Below are 25,071 nucleotides of genomic sequence, written 5' to 3'. Positions count from 1 at the left end.
CTCGCATATTGGCGGAGTGCTTTATGATATAGCGTTTTGAAAGCTCCCGCTCGATTTGAGGTTACCTATGCGCGTCAAACAAGCCGTATCCCATCGATTTTCCGCCAAGGCGGTGCTGGCGGCAGGGCTCGTCTGCACGCTGACGCTGTCCGGCTGCGCGTCCTGGCGCAACCAGACCCGTCCGGCGCCACCGGTGGCAACGGACTCGGCGGCCACCGCGGCCGACGCCGACAAATCGGCCGCCATCGCCAATGCCGGCGCGCAGACCGTGCAGGCTTCGCGTCTGCAAAAGTTCCTGTGGATCTTCTCGCCTTATCGCCCGGACATCCAGCAGGGCAACTTCGTCTCGCAAGAGATGCTGAACCAGCTGAAAGCCGGCCAGACGCGCGATCAGGTGCGTTTCCTGCTCGGTTCGCCTTTGCTGCTCGATGCGTTCCATGCTGACCGCTGGGATTACCCGTTCTACCTGGCCCGCGGCAATGGCGAACTGACCACCAGCCGCGTCACCGTGTTCTTCAAGGATGACGTGGTCGAGCGCTTCGAAGGCGGCAACCTGCCAAGCGAGCGCGATTACATTGACCGTATCGCCGGCCCCGCCAAGGTGCCGAGCAAGAAAGAAAAGCCGGAAAGCCGTCCGGTCGCACCGATCACGGTGACTGCCCCGGCAACCCAGCAGTAAGGATTGCCATGACGATGTTGAATATCGCCGTAGCCGGCGCCAGCGGCCGCATGGGCCGCATGCTGATCGAAGCCATCCAGTACGCACCCGACGCGCGCCTGGCCGGCGCCCTCGACATGCCCGGTTCGCCGTTCATCGGCCAGGATGCCGGCGCCTTCGGGGGTTTCCTCACTGGCGTGATGATCGAAGACAGCATCAAGCACGGCCTGCACAACGCCGACGTGCTGATCGACTTTACCCGCCCGGAAGGCACGCTCGCGCACCTCGCGTACTGCGCCGCCAACGGCAAGCAGATGGTGATCGGCACCACCGGCTTCGATGATGCGGGCAAGGCCGAGATCGCTGCCGCCGCCGAGAAGATCGGGCTCGTGGTCGCACCGAACATGAGCGTGGGCGTGAACGTCACGCTCAAGCTGCTCGAGATGGCAGCCAAAAGTTTCGCCGAAGGCTACGACATCGAAATCGTCGAAGCGCACCACCGGCACAAGGTCGATGCACCATCGGGCACCGCGCTCAAGATGGGCGAAGTGATCGCCGACGCCATCGGGCGCGACCTCAAGGAATGCGCCGTGTACGGCCGCGAAGGCGTCACCGGCGAGCGCGATCCGTCGACGATCGGCTTTGCCACCGTGCGCGGCGGCGACGTCGTGGGCGACCACACCGTCATGTTCCTGGGCACGGGCGAGCGCATCGAGATCAGCCACAAATCCAGCAGCCGCGTGACCTACGCACACGGCGCGCTGCGCGCCGCGCGCTTCCTGGCAGACAAATCCAACGGCCTGTACGACATGCAGGACGTGCTGGGCCTGAAAGCCTGATATGGCCGTTGCAGAACTGAACGGCGCCGCGATCGTCGACGAAGCGTCGTTTCATGCGCAAAGCCGGGCCGCCTTTGGCTTCCCAGCGTCGTATGCGAACAGTATCGACGCCTGGGTGGACTGCCTGAGCTACCTGCGCGACGACGAAAACATGACCAGCTTCCAGCTGGCGCCGGACGAAGTGCTCGAGATCGTACTCCGCGACGCCGCAGCCATGAAGGCCGCCGCGCCGGATCTGTTCGAGGAGCTGGCCTTTTGTATCGGCGGCATCAACGAGCGGTATGAGGATTATGGCGAAACGCCGGCACTAAAACTCGTGCTGCGCTGAATTACCCGGGGCAGCGTTCAGCGGACGCTGTCTCATTGCACCATCCTGCCTGCACCACGCCACGCCGTAGTGCAAAATCAACAGGTTATAATGACCGGTTCCATCTCCCACATTACGTCTGCAGAAATCATGCAAGAAAAATATAGTCCAGCCGAAGTCGAACAGGCCGCCCAGGCCTACTGGAAATCGATCGACGCCTATAAAGCCGTCGAACACGATCCGCGTTTCCCGAAGGGCAAGTATTACGCCTGCTCGATGCTGCCTTACCCATCGGGCAAGCTGCACATGGGCCACGTGCGCAACTATACGATCAATGACGTGATGTACCGCTACCTGCGGATGAACGGCTACAACGTCCTGATGCCGATGGGCTGGGATGCATTCGGCATGCCGGCGGAAAACGCGGCCATGGCCAACAACGTGCCGCCGGCCGAATGGACCTATTCGAACATCGCCCACATGCGTGGCCAGATGGAGTCGATGGGCCTGGCGATCGACTGGTCGCGCGAAATGACCGCCTGCAAGCCGGATTACTACAAGTGGAACCAGTGGATGTTCCTCAAGATGCTTGAGAAGGGCATCATCTACCAGAAGACCGGTACCGTGAACTGGGACCCGGTCGACCAGACCGTGCTGGCCAACGAGCAGGTTGTCGACGGCCGCGGCTGGCGTTCGGGCGCGCTGATCGAAAAGCGCGAAATCCCGATGTACTACGTGCGCATCACCGAATACGCCGACGAGTTGCTCGACCATGTCGACAACAAGCTGCCAGGCTGGCCCGAGCGCGTGCGCACGATGCAGGCCAACTGGATCGGCAAGTCGACGGGCGTGCGCTTCGCGTTCCCGCACACGATCGCCGATGACACCGGCGCACCGATCGACGATGGCAAGCTGTACGTGTTCACCACGCGCGCCGACACGATCATGGGCGTGACTTTCTGCGCCGTGGCGCCGGAGCACGCGCTGGCCCAGCACGCGGCAAAGAACAACCCGGCGCTGCAGCAGTTCATCGCCGAGTGCAAGCTCGGTTCCGTGATCGAAGCCGACATGGCGACGATGGAAAAGAAGGGCATGCCGACCGGCCTGTTCGTCACCCATCCGGTCACGCAAGAACAGATCCCGGTCTGGGTCGGCAACTACGTCCTGATCACCTACGGCGATGGCGCCGTGATGGGCGTGCCGGCGCACGACGAACGCGATTTCGGCTTCGCCAAAAAATACAATCTGCCGATCAAGCAGGTCGTGGCCGTCGAAGGCCAGGAATTCTCGCTCGACGCCTGGCAGGAGTGGTACGGCGACAAGGACAACGGCCGCACGATCAACTCGGGCAAGTACGACGGTCTCGATTACACATCGGCCGTCAACGCGGTTTCGGGTGAACTGGCGAGCCAGGACCTGGGCGCCAAGAAGGTCACGTTCCGCCTGCGCGACTGGGGCATCTCGCGCCAGCGCTACTGGGGCACGCCGATCCCGATGATCCACTGCGCCGAGTGCGGCATCGTGCCGGTACCCGAGGCCGACCTGCCGGTCGTGCTGCCCGAGCACCTGGTCCCGGACGGCACCGGCAATCCACTGAACAAGGACGAAGCGTTCCTCAAGTGCGACTGCCCGACCTGCGGCAAGCCTGCGCGCCGCGAGACCGACACGATGGACACGTTCATCGATTCGTCGTGGTACTACATGCGCTATACGTCGCCGGGTTCGAACGACGCGATGGTCGACGAGCGCAACGATTACTGGATGCCGATGGACCAGTACATAGGCGGCATCGAACACGCCGTCATGCACCTGCTGTACGCGCGCTTCTGGACCAAGGTGATGCGCGACTTCGGCCTGGTCAAGTTCGACGAGCCGTTCGTGAACCTGCTCACGCAGGGCATGGTGCTCAACGAGACCTACTACCGTGAAGACGCATCGACCAAGAAGACCTGGTTCAACCCGGCCGATGTCGAGCTGACCTTCGATGACAAGGGCCGCCCGCACAGCGCCGTGTTGAAGGCCGACGGCCAGCCGGTCGAAATCGGCGGCACCGAAAAGATGTCGAAGTCCAAAAACAACGGCATCGATCCGCAAGCGCAGATCGAGCAGTACGGCGCCGACACCGCGCGTCTGTTTACGATGTTCGCGTCGCCGCCCGAGCAGACGCTCGAGTGGTCGAACAGCGGCGTCGAAGGCGCCAGCCGCTTCCTGCGCCGCGTGTGGGCGTTCGGCTACGCGCAGCGCGCGCGCATTGCTGCGGCACTGACCGGTGAAGTGCAGGGCACGCACACCGACGCACAGAAAACGCTGCGCCGCGAAGTGCACAAGATCCTGCAGCAGGCCGACTACGACCTGAAACGCATCCAGTACAACACCGTGGTCTCGGCGTGCATGAAGATGCTCAACACGCTCGAATCGGGCAAGCTCGATGACAGTGCAGCGTCCAACGCGATCATCGCCGAAGGCTTCTCGATCTTCCTGCGTTTGCTGAACCCGGTCGCGCCACACATCACGCACGCACTGTGGCAGGAACTTGGCTTTGCCGGTGTCCATGGCGACCTGCTCAACGCCCCATGGCCGGAAGTCGATCCACAGGCGCTCGAACAGTCCGAGATCGACATGATGATCCAGGTGAACGGCAAGCTGCGTGGTTCGGTCAAGGTCGCAAAGGATGCCGACAAGGCGACCATCGAAGCGGCTGCGCTGGCCAGCGAAGCAGTGCAGAAGTTCATCGAAGGCACGCCGAAGAAGGTCATCGTCGTGCCGGGCAAACTTGTCAATATCGTGGTCTGATGATGAACACCTCGAACAACAACTACCTCGTGCGCGCCCTCGGTGCCGTTCTGCTGGTCGCGATGCTGGCAGGCTGCGGCTTCAAGCTGCGCGGCAGCGACGGCCAGTACAACGTGCCGTTCCAGAGTCTCTGGCTGTCGTTCAACGAAGCCTCGCCGCTGGGCACGGAGCTCAAGCGCAACCTGCGCGCGGGCGATAACCTGCGCATCGAGTCCGATGCGTCCAAGGCCGAGGCGTTGTTCGATGTGATCAGCGAGTCGCGTGGCAAGTCGATCCTGTCGCTCAACAGCCTGGGTCGCGTGCGTGAATACTCGCTGAGCTACACGCTGGTGTTCCAGGTGCGCGACGCCAACAACCGCCAGCTGCTGGCGCCGACCGAGATCACCCTGCGCCGCAATATCGCGTTCGATGAATCGCAGGTGCTGGCCAAGGAATCCGAAGAAGCGCTGCTGTACCGCGACATGCAGTCCGACCTGGTGCAGCAGATCCTGCGCCGCCTGGTGGCGATCAAGCCGCTGGCGCCCGTGACGGCGCCAGCGACGCCGGCAGCCGCCTTGCCGACGCCGTAAACGATGCAACTGCGGCTCGAAGCGCTCGATGGCCACCTGGCCAAGAACCTGGCGCAGCTGTACGTGATCGCCAGCGATGAGCATCTGCTGGCGCTGGAAGCGGCTGACCGCATCCGCAAGGCGGCGCGCGCGCAAGGCTATACCGAGCGCGATGTGCTCAGTGTGGAGCGCACCTTCAAGTGGGGTGAGCTGCTGGCGGCGAATCAGGCGCTGTCGCTGTTTGGCGACAAGAAGCTGATCGAGCTGCGCATCCCGACCGGCAAACCGGGCAAGGATGGCAGCGCCGCACTGCAGGCGTATGCAAAAGACCTCAGCCCCGACAATCTGACCCTGATCACGCTGCCCAAGCTCGACTGGCAGACGGCCAAGGCGTCCTGGGTGACGGCGCTGCAGCAGGCCGCGGTCTACATCGACATCCCGAACATCGAGCGCGCGCAGTTGCCGGCCTGGATCGGCAACCGTCTGGCAGCGCAGGGCCAGAGCGCCGAGCGCCAGAGCCTGGACTTCATCGCCGACCGCGTCGAAGGCAATCTGCTGGCGGCGCACCAGGAGATTCAAAAGCTCGGCCTGCTCCACGAGCCGGGCAAACTCACGTTCGAGCAGGTGCACGACGCCGTGCTGAACGTGGCGCGCTACGACGTGTTCAAGCTGTCCGAAGCGATGCTCACGGGCGACACGGCGCGCCTGGTGCGCATGCTCGAAGGCTTGAAGGGCGAAGGCGAAGCGCTGCCGCTGGTGTTGTGGGCAGTGGCCGAAGAAATCCGCACGCTGCTAAAATTGAAGAGCGGGATGAGTCAGGGCAGGCCGCTGAATGCGCTGCTCAAGGAATACCGGATCTGGGGACCGCGCGAGCGGATGATGGAGCCGGCGCTGCGCCGCGTGTCGCTCGCGACACTCGAAGCGGCGCTGCAAGAGGCGGCGCAGGTTGACCGTATGGTCAAGGGCTTGCGTGCCAAACAATTCGCGGGCGACGCGTGGGATGCGATGTTGCAGCTGGCGTTGCGGGTGGCGCGGTAAGCCGCTCGCAGTAGAGCCTTGGCTCGACGCCGATGGACAGCGCCGCCTTGCGCGAGCCAGGTTAATGCAATGGGAAACTCGATGGACATCACCGCACACATGCACACGCTGGGCCGGCAGGCCCGCGCCGCCGCGCGCGCCATGGCACGCGCCGACACCGCCACCCGCAACCGCGCCCTGCACCTGATTGCCGATGCGATCGAGCGCGATGCCGATGCTCTGCGCGCCGCCAATGCCCGTGACCTCGAGGCCGCCCAGGCGGCAGGCCTGGCCCCGGCACTGATGGACCGCCTGGCATTGTCCGACGCGGCGATTTCGACGATGGTCGCCGGCCTGCGCCAGATCGCCACCTTGCCCGATCCGGTCGGCGAAATCTCGAACATGAAAGTGCGCCCGAGCGGCATCCAGGTCGGCCAGATGCGCGTGCCGCTGGGCGTGATCGGCATCATCTACGAAGCGCGCCCGAACGTGACGGTCGATGCGGCGGGCCTGTGCATCAAGAGCGGCAACGCGGCGATCCTGCGCGGCGGCTCGGAAGCGATCCACTGCAACCGCGCGCTGGCCAAACTGGTCGCCGAAGGCCTGGCTGGCGTCGGCCTGCCACAGGCCGCAGTGCAGGTGGTCGACACGGTCGACCGCGCCGCCGTCGGCGCGCTGATCACGATGCCGCAGTACGTGGACGTGATCGTCCCGCGCGGCGGCAAGGGCCTGATCGCGCGCCTGATGGCCGAAGCCACGGTCCCGATGATCAAGCACCTCGATGGCATCTGCCACGTCTACATCGACGACAAGGCCGACATCGACAAGGCGCTGGCCATCGCGTTCAACGCCAAATGCCACCGCTACGGCACCTGCAACACGATGGAAACGCTGCTGGTTGCGCGCGGCATCGCCCCGACCGTGCTGCCGCGCCTGGCCGAACTGTATGCGACCAAGGACGTCGAATTGCGCGCCGATCCGGAAGCGTTTGCGATCCTGGCCGGCTATCCGCATCTGGTCGCGGCAACGGAAGAAGACTGGTCGACCGAATACCTGGCCCCGATTCTGGCCGTGAAGGTGGTGGCCGGCATCGACGAGGCGATGGACCACATCGACGCGTATTCGTCGAAGCACACCGAATCGATCGTCACCGAAGACCACAGCGGCGCGATGCGCTTCTTGCGCGAAGTCGACTCGGCGTCAGTGATGATCAATGCGTCGACGCGCTTTGCCGATGGTTTCGAATACGGCCTGGGCGCCGAGATCGGCATCTCGAACGACAAGCTGCACGCACGCGGCCCGGTGGGACTGGAAGGCCTCACGTCGCTCAAGTACGTCGTGTTCGGGCACGGCGAAGTCCGCAACTGAATTCAACGTTCACCACAAGGAAAGCATGTACCTCTGGATCAAAGCACTGCACATCGTCTTCATTGCGTCCTGGTTCGCCGGCCTGTTCTACCTGCCGCGCCTGTTCGTCAACCTGGCCGAGGAAACCAACCCCGCAGCGCGTGACCGCCTGCTGGGCATGGCGCGCCGGCTATACCGCTTCTCGATGATCCTGTCGGTGCCTGCGGTGCTGCTGGGCGCGTGGCTGTGGATGGGTTACGGCATCCAGGGCGGCTGGCTGCATGCCAAGCTTCTGCTGGTGTTCCTGACCATCGGCTACCATCACATGTGCGGCGGCATCCTCAAGAAATTCGAGCGCGGTGTCAATACGCGCAGCCACAAGTGGTATCGCTGGTTCAATGAAGTGCCGGTCGTGCTGATGCTGGCGATTGTCATCCTGGTGACCGTCAAGCCGTTCTAAACCTGCATTTTTTGTATTGCTGCGTCATCGGCCCGGGCCGGTGGCGCGTTTAATTTTTCATCGTTTCATCAACGGACAAAGGGTACCCCTCATGGCTTCCTATTTTTGCCCATGCCCACGTGGCATGGAAGCGGCGCTGGCCGAAGAAATCGGCGAAATCGCCGCACAAAGCACCACGCTGAAAGTGCACAACCAGGTGCCCGGCGGCGTGCACTGCTCGGGCACGATGCAGGACGCCTGGCTGCTCAACCTGCACTCGCGCATCGCCTCGCGTGTGCTGATGCGCATGGCGCAGCGCAGCTACACCACCGAAAACGACATCTACGACCTGGTGCTCGAGCAGACCTGGGAAGACTGGTTCGGCCCCGATCACACGATCCGCGTCGACGTCACGGCCGTCAAGTCGCCGCTGCGCAGCCTTGAATTCACCACGCTCAAGATCAAGGACGCGATCTGCGACCGCTTCCGCGACCAGTACGACAAGCGCCCGTCGGTCAACACGCGCGAACCGGACATGCGCATCGTCGGTTTTCTGGACGCCCGCAACTTCATCGTCTACCTCGACACCTCGGGCGAAGCGCTGTTCAAGCGCGGCTGGCGTGAAGAGACGGGCGACGCGCCGCTGCGCGAGAACCTCGCCGCGGGTCTGCTGCGCGTCTCGGGCTGGAAGCCGGGCGTGCCGCTGTTCGATCCGATGTGCGGCTCGGGCACGATCCTGGTCGAAGCGGCCCAGATGCTGCAAGGGATTCCATCCGGCGCGCGCCGCAGCTTCGCCTTCGAAAAATTCGCCGACCACGACCGCCAGGCCTGGGCCGCGATGAAAGCGGCGGTCAAGCCGAACGTGCTGCCGCAGGAGCCGACCATCTTCGGCTCGGACATCTCGGGCGACATGGTCGAAATGACGCGCCATAACCTGAAGATCGCCGGCATCCTGTTCGACGTGCCGCTCAAGCAGATCGAAGCGCAGCACGTGTCGGCGCCGACGACCGCGCCGGGCATCCTGCTCACCAACCCGCCGTACGGCGAGCGGATCGGCGTGCGTGGCGACAGCACCGTGCCGCAGGACGACATGGCGGCCGGCTTCTACGCCGCGTTCTCCACGACGCTCAAGCAGCGCTTTGCCGGCTGGACCGCCTATCTGTTCACGGCCGACCTGGGCCTGCCGAAAATGCTGCGCCTGAAAGAGTCGCGCAAGACCCCGTTCTTCAACGGCGCGCTCGAATGCCGCCTGTTCCGTTTCGACATGGTGGCGGGCTTCAACCGCCGCGAGGAAGCCAAACCAAAGCAGGACTGACCCGGAACCGCCCCATGCTGCCAGAACCATCCGATCTGCCCAAGGACCCCGTCACACCCGTGCCGGCACCGCCGCCCCACAAGATCGCGATGCTCTCAGCAGGCGGGCTGGCAACGCTGCTGGCGGCGCTGTCGATGCTGGGGCCATTCTCGATCGACGCCTACCTGCCGGCGTTCCCGCAGATCCAGGCCCAGCTTGCCGCCACGCCGCTGCAGGTCCAGCAAACGCTCACCGCCTACATGCTGGCCTTTGCCGTCATGGTGCTGTGGCATGGCGCGCTGTCCGATGCATTCGGGCGGCGCAACGTGATCCTGGTGGCGCTGGTGGTGTTCGCGATCGGCAGCTTCGGCTGCGCCTCGGCGTCCTCGGTGGAATACCTGTGGGTGTTTCGCATCCTTCAGGGTGTGTCGGCCGGGGCCGGCGTGGTGGTGGGACGCGCGATCATCCGCGACCTGTATTCGGATACGGCGGCGGCGCGCCTGCTGTCGATGGTCACGATGATCTTCTCGATCGCCCCGGCCATCGCGCCGGTGGTGGGCGGCTGGATCGTCACGCTGCTCGACTGGCGCGCGATCTTCCTGGCGCTGTCGGTCTATACGGTGCTGCTGTTCTGGTTCTGCTGGAAGCACCTGCCCGAGACGGTGCCGCCGACCGAGCGCCAGCCGTTCAATCCGCGTTTCCTGGCGCAGAGCTACGGCGCCATCTTCAGCTCGTTCCTGTTTCTGACGATGGCCGGCGTGACGGCGCTGAACTTCGCCGGCCTGTTCCTGTACATCGCTGCGGCGCCCGTCATGCTGCCCGAAAGCCTGGGCCTGGGCCCGTCCGAATTCGCGTGGCTGTTCGTGCCGACCGTGAGCGGCATTTTCTTCGGTTCGCTCGTTGCCAACCGGCTGGCCGGCAAGATGGACTTCGCGCGCCAGATCCGCATGGGCTTTTTCTTCATGCTGGGCGCCGTGACCTTCAACGTGGTCTACCACGCGTTCCTGCCGCCGGCCCTGCCGTGGACCGTGGCGCCGATGTTCTTCTTCACCTTTGGCAGTTCGCTGATCGCGCCTGGCGCGACGCTGCTGGCGCTCGACCTGTTCCCGCGCATTCGTGGCACGGTGGCGTCGTGCCAGTCGTTCATCCTGACGCTGCTGGGCGCGGTCGTGGCTGGCGCCGTCGCGCCGGCGCTGTCGCATTCGGTGCTGGCGCTGGCGCTCGGGCAGGCATTCTTCGTACTGTTGTCGCTGGCATGCTGGGATACCGCGCGGCGCCATCGTCGCAAGCTGCGCGCGCGGGGCGAACTGACACCCTGACCTCGCATTGAATGAGCGTGAATTAGGGAAATAGTCGTATCGTTACAACAAGTTTTGGAGTATGGCTGTGTTTACGCCCTGAGGAAGCCCGTTGCAACGAGTATTCCCGTAACTATTGTTCCTGATCAGAAATGTATATATGTTACGATACGTTTTTATCATCTGGAGCAGTTGGCAGACCTCTCGCCTGTTCCATGCACTGAAGTGCAGGGCGACGTGGCATGCCTGTTCGGGCGCGATCGCCACCTACCAGAACCCTTCGACAAGTGGCGGCCGTGCTTGATAATACGCTCCTATCCGATCAGGATATTCGCAATCGCTTGCTGATCGCCCGGCTGCCGGCCATGCCGCAGATCCTGGTCAAGCTGATCGAGCACCTGCAGGCCGACGATCTCGGCATGCCGGAACTCGCCGCGCTGATTGCGAAGGATGCCGGCATGACGGCCAAACTGCTGGCGGTCGCCAACAGCTCGGCGTACCACCGCAGCACGCGCAGCGCCAACCTCGAACAGTCGCTGGTGGCACTGGGTACCGACATGATCAAGACGCTCGTGATCAGCGATTCGGTGTTCCAGACCTTCAACAGCTTCCCGCATGCCGGCAGCATCGACCTGCGCGCGTTCTGGAAAAACTCCCTGACGGCCGCCGTGATCGCGCGCGATGCGGCGCGCATGCTCGACTACGTGCATCCCGAAGAAGCCTATCTGGCGGGCCTGCTGCACAATGTCGGCCGCCTGGCGCTGCTGGCCGCCGCGCCCAAGGAATACGCATTCAACTTTACCGCGCTCGATGACGAAGACCTGTGCGCGGTCGAGCAGCGCACGCTCCAGATCACCCACGCCGAAGCAGGCGCCTGGCTGATCGAGCGCTGGCAGCTCGATTCGTTCCTGGCCGATGCAGTGCTGTACCACCACGAGCCGGGCGACCGCCTGGAAGGCAGTCATCTCCTGATCCGCATCGTGCGCCTGGCGCATGTGCTGACCTGCCACGCGCACGACGAGACGATGGTGCTGGACGCCTGCGCGCTGTGCGGGATCGACGCCGTGCGCACGGCGCACCTGATCGACGGCGCCGCGCGCCAGGTCGAGCAGGCCGCCGCGCATCTGGGCATCGATCTGACGGGCGCCGACGACATCCCGCAGCCATCGGCCTATGCGCCGCCGCCGCCGGTCGACCCGGTGCAAAAGCGCCTGAACGAAGAAGTGCGCAATATGGTGCTGGTGTCCGAGGTCGGCCAGACCCTGGCGCGCCAGCAGGGCGAGTCGGGCCTGCTCGACGCGATGACGCGCACCGCCCGCATCCTGTTCGATTTCGAAAGCGCCGTCGTGCTGCTCGAGAACCCCACCGGCCACCTGTTGTCGGGCGCCCCTGCGCCGGGCGTGGCGCGCATTGCCGACTTCTCGGTGTCGCTGGCCAAGGGCGGCCCCGTGGCGCGCAGCGCACTGGAGCGCCGACCTGCATTCGTGGGGGGCAACCGCCAGCAGCTTGGCCTGGCCGAAGAGCAGCTGCTGCGCATCCTTGGCACCGACAGCCTGGTGGTGGTGCCGCTGGTGGCCGGCGCGCGCTGCCTGGGCGTGCTGATTGGCGGCGTGCCGGCCTGGCAGCTGCCGCATTGCCAGCGCCGCGAGCGGTTCATGCAGGCCTTCGGCGCGCAGGCCGCCGGCGCCCTCGAGAACCTGCTGCTCGAACGCGGTCACGCGCGCCGCCAACTGGCCAACGTGGCCGAAGAATTCCGCGACGCGTCGCGCCGCGTGGTGCACGAAGTGAACAACCCGCTGGCGATCATCAAGAATTACCTGAGCATCCTGGACGGCAAGCTGGCACGCCAGGAACCGGTGGGCGGCGAGCTGTCGATCCTGAACGAAGAGATCGACCGCGTGGGCCAGTTGATCGGCTCCCTGGCCGAACCGCAGGTGCCGGATGCCGGCCTGCGGCCGGTCGATGCCGCCCGCGTCGTCGACGATGTGCTGCGCCTGTTCCGCACTAGCGGCTTCGTGCCGGGCGGCGTGCAGATCGTGGCGCACATGGATGGCGACAGCGCGATCGAGGGCGACCCCGATGTGCTCAAGCAGATCCTGGTGAACCTGATCAAGAATGCGGTCGAAGCATTCGGGCCACAGCACAAGAACAGCGGCCGGATCGAGGTCGTCAACCGCGGCCACGTCAACCGTGAGCGCCACCTGTACGTCGAACTGGGCGTGAACGACAATGGCCCGGGCCTGTCGCGCGAGGTGCTGGCCAACCTGTTCATGCCCGTAAAAAGCAGCAAGGAAGGCGCGCTCGATGGCGGCAAGCGCGGCCTGGGCCTGTCGATCGTTCATGGCCTGGTCAAGAAGATGGGCGGCCATATCGCCTGCCGCAGCGCCAGTTCCGGTACCTCGTTTGAAATACTCCTGCCGGCGTACACCGGCGCTGGCAAGGCGCTCGCGCTGCCGGCGCGCGCGCTCGGTTCCGCCTGACCCTCACCATGCACGCGCACCCTGCCACCATGCTCCCTGGTGAACCCTCCCCATTTTCCCCGACACTCGACGCCGACAGCCAGCCACGCCTGCTGCTGGTCGACGATGAACCCCGCCTGCTGGCGTCACTGCACGAATTGCTGCAGGGGCGCGGCTACCGCCTCACGACCGCGGCATCCGGCACGGAGGCGCTGGCGCAGCTGTCGCGCCAGCGTTTCGACCTGGTCCTGCTCGACCTGCGCCTGCCCGATATCGGCGGCCACGAGATCATGGACTTCATCAACGACAAGGGAATCGACGCCGACGTGATCGTGATGAGCGGCGAGGTAGGCATCGATGCCGCGATCGGCGCGCTAAAGCGCGGCGCTTACAGCTACCTGCGCAAGCCGTACAGCCGCGAAGAGCTGCTCTCGACCGTCAGTAATGCACTGGGGCGCCGGCGCCTGGCGCTGGAAAACGCGCGCATCGCGAACCAGCTCGAGAACTCCGAGAAGATGTACCGCTACCTCGTCGACTCGTCGCCGGACATCATCTATACGCTCAACCACGAAGGCCGCTTCACGTTCGTCAACGACCGCGCCTACCAGCTGCTCGGCTACACCCGCGAAGAGCTGATCGGCAAGCATTACTCGATCGTCGTGCACGAAGAAGACCTGGAACGCGCGCGCTACGTGTTCAACGAACGCCGCATCGACGAACGTGCGTCGCGCAACGTCGAATTGCGCCTGAAGTGCCGGGGCGGGAATGGCAACACCAGCAACGACCGCACGTTCAACACGACGCTGATGACGATTTCGCTGAACGCGATCGGCATGCACGTGCCGGACCAGGAAGTGAAAAAGCTCGAGTTCTTCGGCACCTACGGCGTGGCGCGCGACATCACCGACCGCAAGCGCGCCGAGGAAGTCATCGCCTACCAGGCCTACCACGACATCCTGACCGACCTGCCGAACCGCATCCTGTTCAAGGACCGCCTGGGGCTGGCCGTGATCCAGGCCAAGCGCAAGCAGACCGAACTCGCGGTGATGTTCATCGACCTCGATCGCTTCAAGCTCGTGAACGACACGCTCGGCCACGTCAAGGGCGACGAACTGCTGCAGCAGGCGGCCAGCCGCCTGAAGGAATGCCTGCGCAAGGGTGACACGCTGGCGCGCCAGGGCGGCGACGAATTCACCATCGTGCTGCCTGAACTGGTCAGCCACGACGACGCGCGCATGGTCGCCGATAAATTCCTCACCTGCCTGCAACTGCCGTTCGATCTCGATGGCCACGAAGTGCACATCTCTGCCTCGATCGGCATCGCGATCTATCCGAAAGACGGTGAATCGATCGACGAACTGCTGCGCCACGCCGACATCGCGATGTACCAGGTGAAAGCGCTGGGCAAGAACGGCCACAGCTTCTATCACGACTCGATGCTCGAAGTGTCGCACCAGAAGATCGCGCTGGAGCAGGCGCTGCGCCGCGCGCTCGAGCACGACGAGCTGGAGATGTTCTACCAGCCGCAGATCGACGCCATGACCGGCAACATCACGGGCGCCGAAGCGCTGATGCGCTGGAACCATCCAACGCGCGGACGCTTGTCGGCCGGTGAATTTTTGCCGTTCGCCGAAGAAAACGGCCTGATGCTGCCGATCTCGGACTGGATGATCGGCGCGCTGTGCCGCGACATGCTGCGCTGGAATGCCGTCGGCGGCAGCGACATCCGGCTCTCGCTGAACCTGTCGCCGCAATACCTCGACCGCGGCGACTTCTTTGAAAAGATGCGCGGCTCCCTGGCGCGTTACGCGATCTCGCCGCAGCAGATCGAAGTCGAGATCACCGAGAACATCTGCATCCGCAACCCGCAGTATGCGATCGAGCAGCTCAACAAACTGTGCGAGCTGGGCGTGTCGATCGCGATCGACGACTTCGGCACCGGCTACTCGTCGCTGTCGTATCTGCACCGCTTCCCGATCCACACGATCAAGATCGACCAATCGTTCGTCAAGGAGATCCACGAGGAAGACGGCCACTATCCGGTCATCCTGGCGATCATCTCGATCGCGCGCGGCCTGGGCCTGAACCTGATCGCCGAAGGCGTCGAGACCGAGGAACAGGCGCGCTACCTGCGTGCCAACGGCTGCATGACGATGCAGGGCTACCTGTTCTACCGCCCGATTTCGCTGGGCGACTTCATGGTGGCGCTGCGCACCCGGCCCGGATCGAACCTGCGCGCCGTGCTGGCCTGAGTGGGCATGCCCGACACGTCGTTGTACAGCGCCGAATTCCTGCGTGTGAAAGGACTGGCCGAGCGTGGCGTCGCTGAAGCCCAGCACAGCCTGGGCTTCATGTACGTGAACGGCCAGGGCGTGGCGCAAAGCGATGAACTGGCAGTGCGCTGGTACCGGCTTGCGGCCACGGCCAACCTGGCGCAGGCCCAGTACAACCTCGGCGTGATGCTGCAGAAGGGCCAGGGCGTAACGCAGGACTTCATGCTGGCCGCCCACTGGTACGAGCGCGCCGCCAGCCAAGGCTACGCGCTGGCCCAGTACAACCTGGGCTGGCTGTACGCCAAGGGGCAGGGCGTGGCGCAGGACGTGGGCCGCGCGCTGCACTGGTTCCGCCTCGCCGCAGAACAGGGCGAACCGGGCGCCCAGCACAATCTCGGGATGATGTACGACACCGGCAAGGGCGTGGCGCAGGACCAGGATGCGGCCCTGGACTGGTACCGGCGCGCGGCCACCCAGGGCTACGCGCGTTCGCAGTACAGCCTCGGCCTGCGCTACGACAGCGGCCAGGGCGTGGCACGCGATCCGGCGCAGGCGCTCGAGTGGTTGCGCAAGGCCGCGCTGCAGGGCTACGCGCCGGCCCAGTTCAATCTGGGCCTGCGCTACGACAAGGGCCAGGACGTTGAAGCGGACGGCGAACAGGCGATGCTGTGGTACGGCCGCGCGGGCATCCAGGGCCATGCCAGCTCGCAGTTCAATCTGGCGCTGATGTACGACACGGGCCACGGCGTGCCGCAGGACGATGCACTGGCCGCCATCTGGTACCGGCGCGCCGCGCAGCAGGGCCATGCGGGCGCGCAGGATAGCCTGGGCATGCGCCACGAGCACGGCCAGGGCGTGGTGCAGGATGCGGCGCAGGCGGTCATCTGGTACCGCCGTGCGGCCGAGCAGGGCTTGCCGGTGGCGCAGTACCACCTCGGGCAGCTTCTCGACACCGGCAACGGCGTCGAGCGCGATGCGGTGGAGGCCACCGCCTGGTACCGCAAGGCGGCCGAGCAGGGCCACCTGCGCGCGCAGTTCGACTTGGGCCTGCGCCACGAAAACGGCATCGGCGCAGCGCAGGACAGCGTGCAGGCACTCGGGTGGTACCGGCGCGCTGCAGCGCAGGGTTACGCGGCGGCCCAGTACATGGTGGCCACGCTGCTCGACCGGCTCGATCTGGGCGACCCGGCGGAAGCCACCGACTGGCTGCACAAGGCGGCCGACCAGAAGCACGCGCTGGCGCAGTTCGAACTGGGGCTGCGCTACGACTGCGCCAAGGGCGCGGACAAGGATTACGAAGCCGCCCATTTCTGGTACCTGTGCGCAGCGCGCCAGGGCCACGCGCGGGCCCAGTTCAACCTGGGCGTGATGTATGCGGCGGGACAGGGCGCGCCGCGCGATCTGGTCGAAGCGTATGCGTGGCTGCATCGGGCGGGCGGCGCCGGGATCCGGCCGGCACGCGACTACCTGGCCCGCACCGCGCGCCGCATGGATGCGCAGCAGCTGTCACTGGCCGAAAGCTTGCTGCACGCATAACTAACGTCCCGGCTTTGAACCGGCGCCACCCGCGCACGGGTGTGCTGCCGCACCCTCTGTCATGACACGCCACGCTATACTGTATGCCCATACAGCCACGGGCGTCCGATGGAACTCAACGACAAGCTCGAAATCCTGGCCGACGCGGCCAAGTACGACGCATCCTGCGCCAGCAGCGGTGCGCCCAAGCGCGGCTCCGAGGGCAAGGACGGCCTGGGCGCCACCACCGGCATGGGCATCTGCCACAGCTACACGCCCGATGGCCGCTGCGTCTCGCTGCTCAAGATCCTGCTCACGAACTTCTGCATCTACGACTGCCAGTACTGCATCAACCGGCGCACGTCGAACGTGCCGCGCGCGCGCTTTGCGGTCGACGAGGTGGTCAAGCTGACGCAGGATTTTTACCTGCGCAACTACATCGACGGCCTGTTCCTCAGCTCCGGCATCATCCAGTCGGCCGACTACACGATGGAGCAGCTGGTGGCCGTGGCGCGCACCCTGCGCGAGGTGCACAACTTCCGCGGCTACATCCACCTCAAGACGATTCCCGATGCCGATCCGCTCCTGATTACCGAAGCGGGACGCTGGGCCGATCGGCTGTCAGTCAACATCGAGCTGCCCACGCACGACAGCGTGACCAAGCTGGCGCCCGAAAAGAGCGTGCACACGATCAAGCTGGCAATGGGCTCCATCCGGCGCAAGCTCGATGAAAAAGCCGAAGAGCCAAGGTCACCCGCATTCGCGCCGGCTGGCCAGAGCACGCAGATGATCGTCGGGGCCGATGCCAGCGACGACCACACGATCCTCAACACGGCCGAGACGCTGTACGGCAGCTATAAACTCAAGCGCGTGTACTACTCCGCGTTCAGCCCGATCCCGCAAAGCCCCAAGAGCGTACCGCTTGCGCCACCGCCGCTGCTGCGCGAGCACCGCCTGTACCAGGCCGATTTCCTGCTGCGCAGTTACGGCTTCACGGCTGGCGAGATCATGCCGCAGACAGGCAACCTGGCGCTGGACATCGATCCCAAGCTGGCCTGGGCGCTGTCGAACCGCGACCAGTTTCCGATGGACCTGAACCGCGTCGATGCGACGCTGATTGCGCGCATCCCCGGCATCGGCCTGCGCAACGCCAAGCGCATCGCGGATCTGCGCCGCATTCGCCGCATCCGCTGGGAAGATTTATCGCGGCTGCGCTGCAGCCTGAAAAAGCTGGCGCCGTTCGTCGTCACCGCCGACTACAAGCCGGCGCAGGGCGCGACCAGCTCCGACCTGCTGCGCAAGCACATGGCCGACGCGCCGCAGCAGATGAATCTGTGGCCGGAGCTGCAGGCAGCATGACCCGCGCGGCCAGCGCAGCCGTCGTCGCCAGCGAGGCCGTCGCCGCGGTCCGCGCGGGGCAGCCGCTGCTGGTGGCTTCGTTCGTCGAGTGGCGTGCCACGGCCCGCGCCCTGCTGCGCGCCGGCGTGCCGCCCGAGGCGGTGACGTGGGGCGAGCCCGGTGCCGATTTGTTTTCGAGCGCGCCGGCAGCGCCCGCATCGGCCCTGGAGACGGTGCAGCCGACTGGCGACCTTCTCGCTGCACCGCCTGCCGAACGGGTGGCACAAGCCACGCCCAGGCCGCAAGTCCCGCGCTCCCTGATGGAGATGCTGCAAACCGCCGCCTGCTACCGCGACCATGACCGCTGGGCCTTCCTGTACCGTGTGGTCTGGCGCTGGCAGCAGGGCGAGCACGATGTGCAGTCGCCTGCCGACCCCGATGGCGCGCGGCTGACGTCGATGGTCAAGGCCGTGCGGCGCGAGGTGCACGACATGTTTGCGTATATCCGCTTTCGCGAACGGCCGATCGAGGCCGGGCCGCCGCAATTTGTCGCCTGGTTCGAACCCGCGCACGACGTGCTGCCGCAGGTGGCCGAACATTTCGTTGCCCGCATGGGCAAGATGACCTGGATGATCGCCACACCGGAGGCGAGCGTGCTGTGGGATGGCGCCACGCTGCACGACGCCGGGCCGTTGATGTCCGGCCCCGCCGACCTCGAAGACGACGGCGAGGCGCTGTGGCTGACCTACTACCGCAGCATCTTCAACCCAGCGCGCCTGAACACCAAAGTCATGCAAAGCCATGTGCCGTCGCGCTTCTGGAAGAACCTGCCCGAGGGCGCGCTGGTGCCGTCGATGGTCAGCCAGGCCGGCCTGGGCGCGCGCCGCATCGGCCAGGTCGCCGAGGTGGGCCAGCGCCGCGGCACGACGATCCCGATCGCGGCCGAGAAAGCGCAGCCCGACCGCGAGCAGCCATCGAAGCTCGATGAATGCCGGCGCTGCGAACTATGGCAGCACGCGACGCAGGCCGTCGGCGGCATCGGACCGGACCACGCGCAGATCATGCTCGTCGGCGAGCAGCCGGGCGACCAGGAGGATTTATCCGGTCAGCCGTTCATCGGTCCGGCGGGCCAGTTGCTCGATCGCGTGTTTGCGCAGGCGGAGGTGGACCGCCAGGGCGTGTACATCACCAACGCCGTCAAGCATTTCAAGTGGGAGCCGCGCGGCAAGCGACGCCTGCACAAGACGCCGGCGCAGAAAGAAATCGAGGCCTGCCACTACTGGCTCGAAAAAGAAATCGCTACCCGCAAGCCGAAGGTGATCGTGGCGATGGGCGCTACTGCGCTGAAATCGGTGCTGCAGAAGGGGAACGTGACGCTCAGGGACAGTCTCGGCCAACCGGTGCGCCATGGCGACGCGTGGGTGGTGACGATCTACCACCCGTCCTACGTGCTGCGCGTGCCGGACGAAGCGACCAAGCACGAGGCGTTTGCCGTGATGGTCGAGGGCTTGCGGGTGGCGCAGTCGCTGCTTGAGCAGTCTGGCGAGAACTGATCCACGTCGCGATATCGTGACGCGTGCGGAGGCGGGCTGGCACCCCTCCCAGGCCATCCTTGTCCGCACACTGCGTCTTGCGTATGCATTCGAAAGTCCTTGTGATCGCCGCGATGGCCGCCGCATAATCGGCGCACGCTTCTGGCCACTTTCACAACAGGATATCTTCATGCGCCCACTCGTCGTTCCCGCACTGTGCTTGTCGTTGCTGGCTGCCCCTGGATGGGCACAGTCGCTTGACGGGGCCGGTGCTCCGCCTGCCGCTGTTGTCACCACGGACGCGGTCGAACCTGCGCCTGAACAGATCCACGTCGTCGCCCAACGGCCCGGCCCCGGCATGTGGAAGGTGAAGAAGGGCGATCATGTGCTGTGGGTGTTCGGCACCTATGCGCCGCTGCCGAAGAACATGACGTGGCGTTCGCAGCAGGTGGAAAACGTCATCAGGAATTCGCAGGAATACCTGGCGCCGCCGGGCGCCACAGCCAAGCCGGGCTTTTTCAAAATGGTCACGCTGCTGCCGAGCCTGATCGGCGTGCGCAAGAATCCCGATGGCGCGCAGCTGCGTGACGTGCTGCCGCAGGCAGATTATGCGCAGTGGAGCACGCTCAAGGCAACCTACCTGCCCGAGAACAGCGACGTCGAACGCGAGCGGCCGATCTTTGCCGCGCAGGCGTTGACGGAAGCGGCGCGCAAGGAGGCGGGCCTGGTCAACGGCTATGCGGTGCGCAAGCAGCTGCTCGCCCTGATCAAGAAGAGTGAGCTGAAACAGACGTCGACGGAGGTTGAACTACCGACGGACAATGCGCGCGCGTTGATCAAGAACTTCAAGAAGTCGAACCTGGCTGACGCCGCCTGCCTGAGGACAACGATGGCCACACTGAAGCAGGATCTCGACGGCGCAACGGCGCGCGCCAACGCCTGGGCCAAGGGTGACGTGGATGAAATGCGCAAGCTGAACTACGCCGAACGCGAGGAGGCGTGTTTCGGCGCGCTGATGAACAGCGCCGCGCTCGATACGGAGCCTGAATGGAAGAACGTGAAGGCGCGCTCGCATGCGAAGTGGATTGCGTCGGCCGAGAAAGCACTTGCTGCCAATGCATCGACGTTTGCGCTGTTGTCGATGGACGATATTTTCGATCCGAAAGGCGTGATTGCGGTGCTGGCGGCGAAGGGGTATGAGGTCGAGGCGCCCGAATGATGTGATGCTGCGCGCATGGCTGGTGAGCAGCATGCGCGCACTTCGGTTGGGAATTTGTCAAACCTTCGCAAACGCGCGTAGAATGCTGGCAACGCGGGTGTAGCTCAATGGTAGAGCAGAAGCTTCCCAAGCTTACGACGAGGGTTCGATTCCCTTCACCCGCTCCAATCATGACCTAACGCGAACGCCTGAGTTCAAGACTTCCTCAAATCGACAGGCACATCGCCGCTGCGTATCGGCTTCACCAGCTCCCACTCATTATCGGACAATGGACGCGCGTCAGGGTCGTCCATCGCTGCCGCTGTAATTTCCGCATCTTCTTTCGGTGTCGGAACGATCGTTCCAGGTCTGAGATTTGGCATGGCATTGACTTCCTCGGCGTTTGCTTCGTTCAAACTGGATGCGGCACGTGCTTGTCGGATTGCGGCGATGATGTAGTGTAGACGCTGCCTGACCCAGCATCCCACCGTGTAGCGCTGCGCCACGTTCAGTCGCGCCGATGTAGCCTTGCGTTTCACCGTCCAAGCAAGGAGCGCTCTGCATGCCACCGACCTCCCCATCACGCCGTCATCTGCTGGCGTCCATGATTGCCGCCTCGGGCGGACTGGCCCTGTCACCTCTGCTGGCTGCTGCACCGCCCGCGCACTTGCTCACGCGTCCGATCCCTTCGACCGGTGAACAACTCCCCGTCATTGGCCTTGGCAGCTGGATCACCTTCAATGTCGGCCGCGACCCGCAAGGCCGCCGTGAATCGGTCGACGTGATGCGCCAGTTTTTTGCCGGTGGCGGCAGACTGGTCGATTCGTCACCCATGTACGGCTCGGCCCAGGACGTGATCGGCGAGGCCGTGCAAACCCTCAAACCTGCGCGGCTGTTTGCGGCCGACAAGGTCTGGGTCAGCGGCGGCGCGCGTGGCGTGGCGCAGGTCGAAGCATCGCGCAAGCTGTGGCGCGTGCCGCGCTTCGATCTGCTGCAGGTGCATAACCTGCTGTCGTGGGAAGAGCATTTGCCAATCCTGCTGGCGATGAAGCGGGAAGGGCGGCTGCGCTACGTCGGCATCACCACGTCCGAAGGCCGGCGCCACGCCGAGATCGAGAAAATCATGGCGTCGCAGCCGATCGACTTCGTGCAGATCTCGTACAACGCGCTCGATCGCGACGTCGAGCAGCGCATCCTGCCGCTGGCGCGCGAGCGCAGGATCGGCGTGATCGTCAACCGGCCATTTCGCCAGGGCGACCTGACGCAGGCGCTGGCCGGCAAGCCGTTGCCTGGCTGGGCGGCCGATATCGGCTGCACGACGTGGGCGCAGGCGCTGCTCAAGTTCATCGTGTCGCATCCAGCTGTCACGTGTGCGATTCCGGCCACGTCCAGCGTCGTGCATGTGCGCGAGAATCTGCTGGCCGGCACCGGTCGCATGCCGGACGAGGCGCTGCGCAAGCGCATCGCGCAGGATGTCGAAAGGCTGGCATGAGCGAGTGGTGGACGTATTCGCTGTCCGATTTTTTGATGTTTTCAAGCCGCAGCTACTACCGGCTCATCGAGAGCTACAACGCAGCGATCTGGCCTGCACATTTTCTGGCGCTGGTGGCGGGCATCATCGTGCTCGGCGTCATCGCGCGGCCACGCCAGCACCTGCAACGATCAGCGGCGCTGGTGCTGGCCGCCGCCTGGGGTTGGGTCGCATGGGCGTATCATCTGGAGCGCTATGCCGAGATCAACACCGCAGCGCCGTATTTTGCTGCGGCGTTTGCCGTGCAGGCGCTGCTGCTGTGCTGGCTCGCGTACAGGCCAGCTAACGTCGCTAACGCAGCGCCAGCACCGCAACCTCTAACACTCGGTCTTTCTGGCCTGGCCATCTGCGCCTATCCCTTGCTGGCGCTGGCGCGCGACAACGGCACATGGCGCCAGGCAGAAGTCTTCGGCATCGTCCCCGATCCCACGGTCGCCGCCACCCTGGGCGTGCTGCTCGCATGGCGTGCCCCTGCAATCTTCTGGCTGATCCCGGTGAGCTGGTGCCTGGTCAGCGGCGCGACACTGATGGAGTTGAAGATCAACCATGCATGGCTGCTACCGGCGCTCGCATTGACAGCCGTACTTGCCCGAGTCATGCGCAGCAAAACACCGCACGACCTTAACTCGACAGCAAATCTCCGATCCTGAACGAGTCCGTCCCGGCCACTTTACAGACGTGCATCCCGCGCAGCAGATGCCGGTGCGCCGTGCAGGCAAACAGCAACCCCGGCCGGCTCGCCGCCACCGGCGTGACCTGCCCGCTGACCGGATTGACGATGTCCGCGATCGGTTCGCCCGCTTCGACCCGGTCCCCCAGCGTCTTGCGCAGCACCAGCACGCCCGCATGCGGCGCGGTCAGCGGTTCGACCGCGTCGAGCGGTGTCGGCGCGCAGGCGTAGGCGGGCATGTTGCCAACCGGGATGTCCAGCACGCCCTGGTGTGCCAGATAGCGCAGCAGCGCGTCGGCATCCTTGCGCGCGTAGTCGTAATTGACGTCGTTCTCGCCCCGCAGTTCGACGGTGACGGCCACGCAGGCCGGCGGAATTGCAGCATCCGGATAGTGACGCGCGAGGTCCCACCACAGGCGCCCGCAGGCTTCGTCGAACGGTTCGCCGCCCGATTCCGTCGCCACCAGCAGCACGCGCGCTTCCATCAGCGCGGCCAGCGGCAGCACTGCCTCGACCAGCGGCGTGCCGGCGTACATGTGCAGCACCGCCTCGGTATCGCAGTGCAGGTCGAGCATGATGTCGGCGTCGATCGCCATCGTGAGCAGCGTTTTCTTGAGCACGGCGGTCGCGTTGCCAGGCTCCCAGTTTGCCACCGAGCGCCGTGCATGTTCGCGGATCAGCGCGACGTTGGCGGCGGCGTCCTGCCCCAGCTGGCCGGCTATTCCCGCCATCACATCCTGCGCCACGTGGCGGTAGGCGCGATTGAAGTTGGTGCCGGTTGCCAGGTCGTAGCGCCCGAACGGCGCGCCGTGGATTACCTGCGCCAGCCCGATCGGATTGGCCACCGGCACCAGGATCACCTCGCCCTGGATGCGGCCTTCCGCATCCAGCCGCTCGAGTTCCTGGCGCAGCACGTGCGCGACCAGCATGGCCGGCACTTCGTCCGCGTGCAGCGAGGCCTGGATGTAGACCTTCTTGCCGCTGCCCGGCGCGCCGTAATGGAACGAGGTCAGGTTGACGGCGGCGATATGCTCGTCGGTGGCGATCGGGTGTTTCGTGGAATGCATGGACAGACTCCGGCAAGCTGGGTGAAGACGCGATTATGGCCGATCCGGGCGGCGCGGCGCGTCGGCTATAATGACAGCCGCATTTTCCTCTTCACTTTCTTCGTCCCCACATCCCATGTCTCTTGATAAGCCCAACAATGGCCCGGCGCGGTCCATGCTGTACGATCCCACCGAACACCGCATCCGCAGTTTTGTCACGCGCGCGGGCCGGCTGTCGACCGCGCAGGCGCGGGCCTTCGATGAACTGGGCCCCAAGTTCCTGATCGGGTACAAGAAAGAACCGCTCGACGTGGCGCAGGCCTTCGGCCGCACCGCGCCGGTGATCCTGGAAATCGGCTTCGGCATGGGCGACACCACCGCCCATATCGCCAAGCTGATGCCCGAGAAGGACTTCATCGGCGTCGAAGTGCACACGCCGGGCGTCGGCAGCCTGCTCAAGCAGATCGGCGAGCAGGACATCGCCAACCTGCGCCTGATCCAGCATGACGTCTTCGAGGTGCTGAACCACATGATCGTCGACGGCTCGCTCGACGGCGTGCACGTGTTCTTCCCCGACCCCTGGCACAAGGCGCGCCACAACAAGCGCCGCCTGATCCAGCCGGCATTCGTCAAGCTGCTGTGCCAGAAGCTGGCCCCTGGCGGCTACCTGCACCTGGCGACCGACTGGGAAGACTACGCAGTGCAGATGCTGGAAGTCTTGAGCGCCGAGCCCGAACTGACCAATACCGCCGACGGCTACGCGCCGCAGCCGGCCTATCGTCCGCTGACCAAGTTCGAGAACCGCGGCATCAAGCTCGGTCACGGCGTGTGGGACCTGGTCTTCACGCGCAAATAAAGAAGTCGTCGTTCGCACCAATCCCTTCGTCGTTCGTCACGCGCCGCTGTCCATGGCAGCGGTTCTTCCCCAGACTGGTCTCGTTGCTATACATTGACGAGAACGGAGGAAGC

Annotated in this window: 21 protein-coding genes and 1 tRNA gene; 20 read left to right on the top strand and 2 right to left on the bottom strand. The window is 64.9% G+C overall.

Annotation, left to right across the window (positions count from 1 at the left end):
* The first annotated feature begins 67 nt into the window (after window positions 1-67).
* The 17 genes from AC56LW_RS18465 (at window position 68) to AC56LW_RS18385 (ending at window position 21,043) form a co-directional block, all read left to right on the top strand.
* Window positions 68-679 carry an outer membrane protein assembly factor BamE gene (locus AC56LW_RS18465; RefSeq protein ID WP_229424818.1) on the top strand — a complete coding sequence of 204 codons (612 nt, stop codon included), beginning with the start codon at window positions 68-70 and terminating at the stop codon, window positions 677-679.
* Window positions 680-687: 8 nt separating this feature from the next.
* Window positions 688-1,497, top strand: a complete 810-nt coding sequence (gene dapB / locus AC56LW_RS18460; protein ID WP_332533225.1) for a 4-hydroxy-tetrahydrodipicolinate reductase — start codon at window positions 688-690, stop codon at window positions 1,495-1,497.
* 1 nt (window position 1,498) lies between these two features.
* Complete coding sequence (locus tag AC56LW_RS18455) at window positions 1,499-1,825, top strand: barstar family protein (RefSeq protein ID WP_332533224.1); 327 nt, start codon at window positions 1,499-1,501, stop codon at window positions 1,823-1,825.
* 129 nt (window positions 1,826-1,954) lie between these two features.
* Entirely contained in the window at window positions 1,955-4,597 is a 2,643-nt protein-coding gene (gene leuS / locus AC56LW_RS18450) for a leucine--tRNA ligase (protein WP_332533223.1), read from the top strand.
* Window positions 4,597-5,166: an LPS-assembly lipoprotein LptE gene (locus AC56LW_RS18445; protein ID WP_499636645.1), complete on the top strand. Its 570-nt coding sequence runs from the start codon at window positions 4,597-4,599 to the stop codon at window positions 5,164-5,166. Before leuS ends, AC56LW_RS18445 begins: the two co-directional genes overlap by 1 nt.
* 3 nt (window positions 5,167-5,169) lie before the next feature.
* A complete protein-coding gene (gene holA / locus AC56LW_RS18440; RefSeq protein ID WP_332533221.1) occupies window positions 5,170-6,183 on the top strand; it encodes a DNA polymerase III subunit delta in 1,014 nt (337 codons plus the stop codon).
* Between the two features lie 81 nt (window positions 6,184-6,264).
* Entirely contained in the window at window positions 6,265-7,530 is a 1,266-nt protein-coding gene (locus AC56LW_RS18435; protein WP_499636643.1) for a glutamate-5-semialdehyde dehydrogenase, read from the top strand.
* 25 nt (window positions 7,531-7,555) lie between these two features.
* Window positions 7,556-7,969, top strand: a complete 414-nt coding sequence (locus tag AC56LW_RS18430; protein WP_183556051.1) for a CopD family protein — start codon at window positions 7,556-7,558, stop codon at window positions 7,967-7,969.
* Window positions 7,970-8,060: 91 nt separating this feature from the next.
* Window positions 8,061-9,263, top strand: a complete 1,203-nt coding sequence (locus tag AC56LW_RS18425) for a THUMP domain-containing class I SAM-dependent RNA methyltransferase (RefSeq protein WP_482896451.1) — start codon at window positions 8,061-8,063, stop codon at window positions 9,261-9,263.
* Window positions 9,264-9,277: 14 nt separating this feature from the next.
* Window positions 9,278-10,561, top strand: coding sequence for a multidrug effflux MFS transporter (locus AC56LW_RS18420; protein WP_499503962.1), 1,284 nt, complete (start codon window positions 9,278-9,280; stop codon window positions 10,559-10,561).
* A gap of 344 nt (window positions 10,562-10,905) precedes the next feature.
* The gene (locus tag AC56LW_RS18415; RefSeq protein ID WP_499636761.1) at window positions 10,906-13,020 is read left to right on the top strand and encodes an HDOD domain-containing protein; all 2,115 of its coding nucleotides are present in this window, start codon (window positions 10,906-10,908) and stop codon (window positions 13,018-13,020) included.
* Between the two features lie 8 nt (window positions 13,021-13,028).
* On the top strand, window positions 13,029-15,251 hold the full coding sequence (locus AC56LW_RS18410) for a putative bifunctional diguanylate cyclase/phosphodiesterase (RefSeq protein ID WP_499636640.1): 2,223 nt from the start codon (window positions 13,029-13,031) through the stop codon (window positions 15,249-15,251).
* Between the two features lie 6 nt (window positions 15,252-15,257).
* Window positions 15,258-16,808, top strand: a complete 1,551-nt coding sequence (locus AC56LW_RS18405; RefSeq protein WP_499636639.1) for an SEL1-like repeat protein — start codon at window positions 15,258-15,260, stop codon at window positions 16,806-16,808.
* 108 nt (window positions 16,809-16,916) lie between these two features.
* Window positions 16,917-18,146 carry a putative DNA modification/repair radical SAM protein gene (locus tag AC56LW_RS18400; protein WP_332533217.1) on the top strand — a complete coding sequence of 410 codons (1,230 nt, stop codon included), beginning with the start codon at window positions 16,917-16,919 and terminating at the stop codon, window positions 18,144-18,146.
* Window positions 18,143-19,678 carry a UdgX family uracil-DNA binding protein gene (locus AC56LW_RS18395; RefSeq protein ID WP_499636637.1) on the top strand — a complete coding sequence of 512 codons (1,536 nt, stop codon included), beginning with the start codon at window positions 18,143-18,145 and terminating at the stop codon, window positions 19,676-19,678. The genes AC56LW_RS18400 and AC56LW_RS18395 overlap by 4 nt, the downstream gene beginning before the upstream one ends.
* Window positions 19,679-19,847: 169 nt before the next feature.
* Complete coding sequence (locus AC56LW_RS18390) at window positions 19,848-20,876, top strand: TraB/GumN family protein (protein ID WP_499636635.1); 1,029 nt, start codon at window positions 19,848-19,850, stop codon at window positions 20,874-20,876.
* Between the two features lie 93 nt (window positions 20,877-20,969).
* Window positions 20,970-21,043, top strand: a tRNA-Gly gene (locus tag AC56LW_RS18385).
* A gap of 27 nt (window positions 21,044-21,070) precedes the next feature.
* Here AC56LW_RS18385 and AC56LW_RS18380 read toward each other — a convergent pair.
* The gene (locus tag AC56LW_RS18380; protein ID WP_499636633.1) at window positions 21,071-21,394 is read right to left on the bottom strand and encodes a hypothetical protein; all 324 of its coding nucleotides are present in this window, start codon (window positions 21,392-21,394) and stop codon (window positions 21,071-21,073) included.
* A gap of 23 nt (window positions 21,395-21,417) precedes the next feature.
* On the opposite strand from AC56LW_RS18380, the gene AC56LW_RS18375 reads away from it, so the two are divergent.
* Both AC56LW_RS18375 and AC56LW_RS18370 read left to right on the top strand, forming a co-directional pair.
* Window positions 21,418-22,347 (top strand): aldo/keto reductase, encoded by a 930-nt coding sequence (locus AC56LW_RS18375; protein WP_499636631.1) that lies wholly within the window; start codon window positions 21,418-21,420, stop codon window positions 22,345-22,347.
* The gene (locus tag AC56LW_RS18370; protein WP_499636629.1) at window positions 22,344-23,036 is read left to right on the top strand and encodes a DUF6064 family protein; all 693 of its coding nucleotides are present in this window, start codon (window positions 22,344-22,346) and stop codon (window positions 23,034-23,036) included. The genes AC56LW_RS18375 and AC56LW_RS18370 overlap by 4 nt, the downstream gene beginning before the upstream one ends.
* Here AC56LW_RS18370 and AC56LW_RS18365 read toward each other — a convergent pair.
* Complete coding sequence (locus AC56LW_RS18365; protein WP_499636628.1) at window positions 23,008-24,123, bottom strand: succinylglutamate desuccinylase/aspartoacylase family protein; 1,116 nt, start codon at window positions 24,121-24,123, stop codon at window positions 23,008-23,010. The genes AC56LW_RS18370 and AC56LW_RS18365 overlap by 29 nt on opposite strands.
* Window positions 24,124-24,277: 154 nt before the next feature.
* Between AC56LW_RS18365 and trmB the strand changes: the two genes are divergently transcribed.
* A complete protein-coding gene (gene trmB, locus AC56LW_RS18360) occupies window positions 24,278-24,958 on the top strand; it encodes a tRNA (guanosine(46)-N7)-methyltransferase TrmB (RefSeq protein WP_499636626.1) in 681 nt (226 codons plus the stop codon).
* The last annotated feature ends 113 nt before the right edge of the window (window positions 24,959-25,071 follow it).

The sequence above is a fragment of the Telluria sp. LT2P80 genome (genome assembly GCF_059685955.1).
This window is presented reverse-complemented; position numbering and strand designations above follow the sequence as displayed.

Coding starts and splice junctions, on each gene's coding strand:
- AC56LW_RS18465 (WP_229424818.1), top strand. CDS start 68: ATGCGCGTCAAACAAGCCGTATCCCATCGATTTTCCGCCAAGGCGGTG.
- dapB (WP_332533225.1), top strand. CDS start 688: ATGACGATGTTGAATATCGCCGTAGCCGGCGCCAGCGGCCGCATGGGC.
- AC56LW_RS18455 (WP_332533224.1), top strand. CDS start 1,499: ATGGCCGTTGCAGAACTGAACGGCGCCGCGATCGTCGACGAAGCGTCG.
- leuS (WP_332533223.1), top strand. CDS start 1,955: ATGCAAGAAAAATATAGTCCAGCCGAAGTCGAACAGGCCGCCCAGGCC.
- AC56LW_RS18445 (WP_499636645.1), top strand. CDS start 4,597: ATGATGAACACCTCGAACAACAACTACCTCGTGCGCGCCCTCGGTGCC.
- holA (WP_332533221.1), top strand. CDS start 5,170: ATGCAACTGCGGCTCGAAGCGCTCGATGGCCACCTGGCCAAGAACCTG.
- AC56LW_RS18435 (WP_499636643.1), top strand. CDS start 6,265: ATGGACATCACCGCACACATGCACACGCTGGGCCGGCAGGCCCGCGCC.
- AC56LW_RS18430 (WP_183556051.1), top strand. CDS start 7,556: ATGTACCTCTGGATCAAAGCACTGCACATCGTCTTCATTGCGTCCTGG.
- AC56LW_RS18425 (WP_482896451.1), top strand. CDS start 8,061: ATGGCTTCCTATTTTTGCCCATGCCCACGTGGCATGGAAGCGGCGCTG.
- AC56LW_RS18420 (WP_499503962.1), top strand. CDS start 9,278: ATGCTGCCAGAACCATCCGATCTGCCCAAGGACCCCGTCACACCCGTG.
- AC56LW_RS18415 (WP_499636761.1), top strand. CDS start 10,906: ATGCCGCAGATCCTGGTCAAGCTGATCGAGCACCTGCAGGCCGACGAT.
- AC56LW_RS18410 (WP_499636640.1), top strand. CDS start 13,029: ATGCACGCGCACCCTGCCACCATGCTCCCTGGTGAACCCTCCCCATTT.
- AC56LW_RS18405 (WP_499636639.1), top strand. CDS start 15,258: ATGCCCGACACGTCGTTGTACAGCGCCGAATTCCTGCGTGTGAAAGGA.
- AC56LW_RS18400 (WP_332533217.1), top strand. CDS start 16,917: ATGGAACTCAACGACAAGCTCGAAATCCTGGCCGACGCGGCCAAGTAC.
- AC56LW_RS18395 (WP_499636637.1), top strand. CDS start 18,143: ATGACCCGCGCGGCCAGCGCAGCCGTCGTCGCCAGCGAGGCCGTCGCC.
- AC56LW_RS18390 (WP_499636635.1), top strand. CDS start 19,848: ATGCGCCCACTCGTCGTTCCCGCACTGTGCTTGTCGTTGCTGGCTGCC.
- AC56LW_RS18375 (WP_499636631.1), top strand. CDS start 21,418: ATGCCACCGACCTCCCCATCACGCCGTCATCTGCTGGCGTCCATGATT.
- AC56LW_RS18370 (WP_499636629.1), top strand. CDS start 22,344: ATGAGCGAGTGGTGGACGTATTCGCTGTCCGATTTTTTGATGTTTTCA.
- AC56LW_RS18365 (WP_499636628.1), bottom strand. CDS start 24,123: ATGCATTCCACGAAACACCCGATCGCCACCGACGAGCATATCGCCGCC.
- trmB (WP_499636626.1), top strand. CDS start 24,278: ATGCTGTACGATCCCACCGAACACCGCATCCGCAGTTTTGTCACGCGC.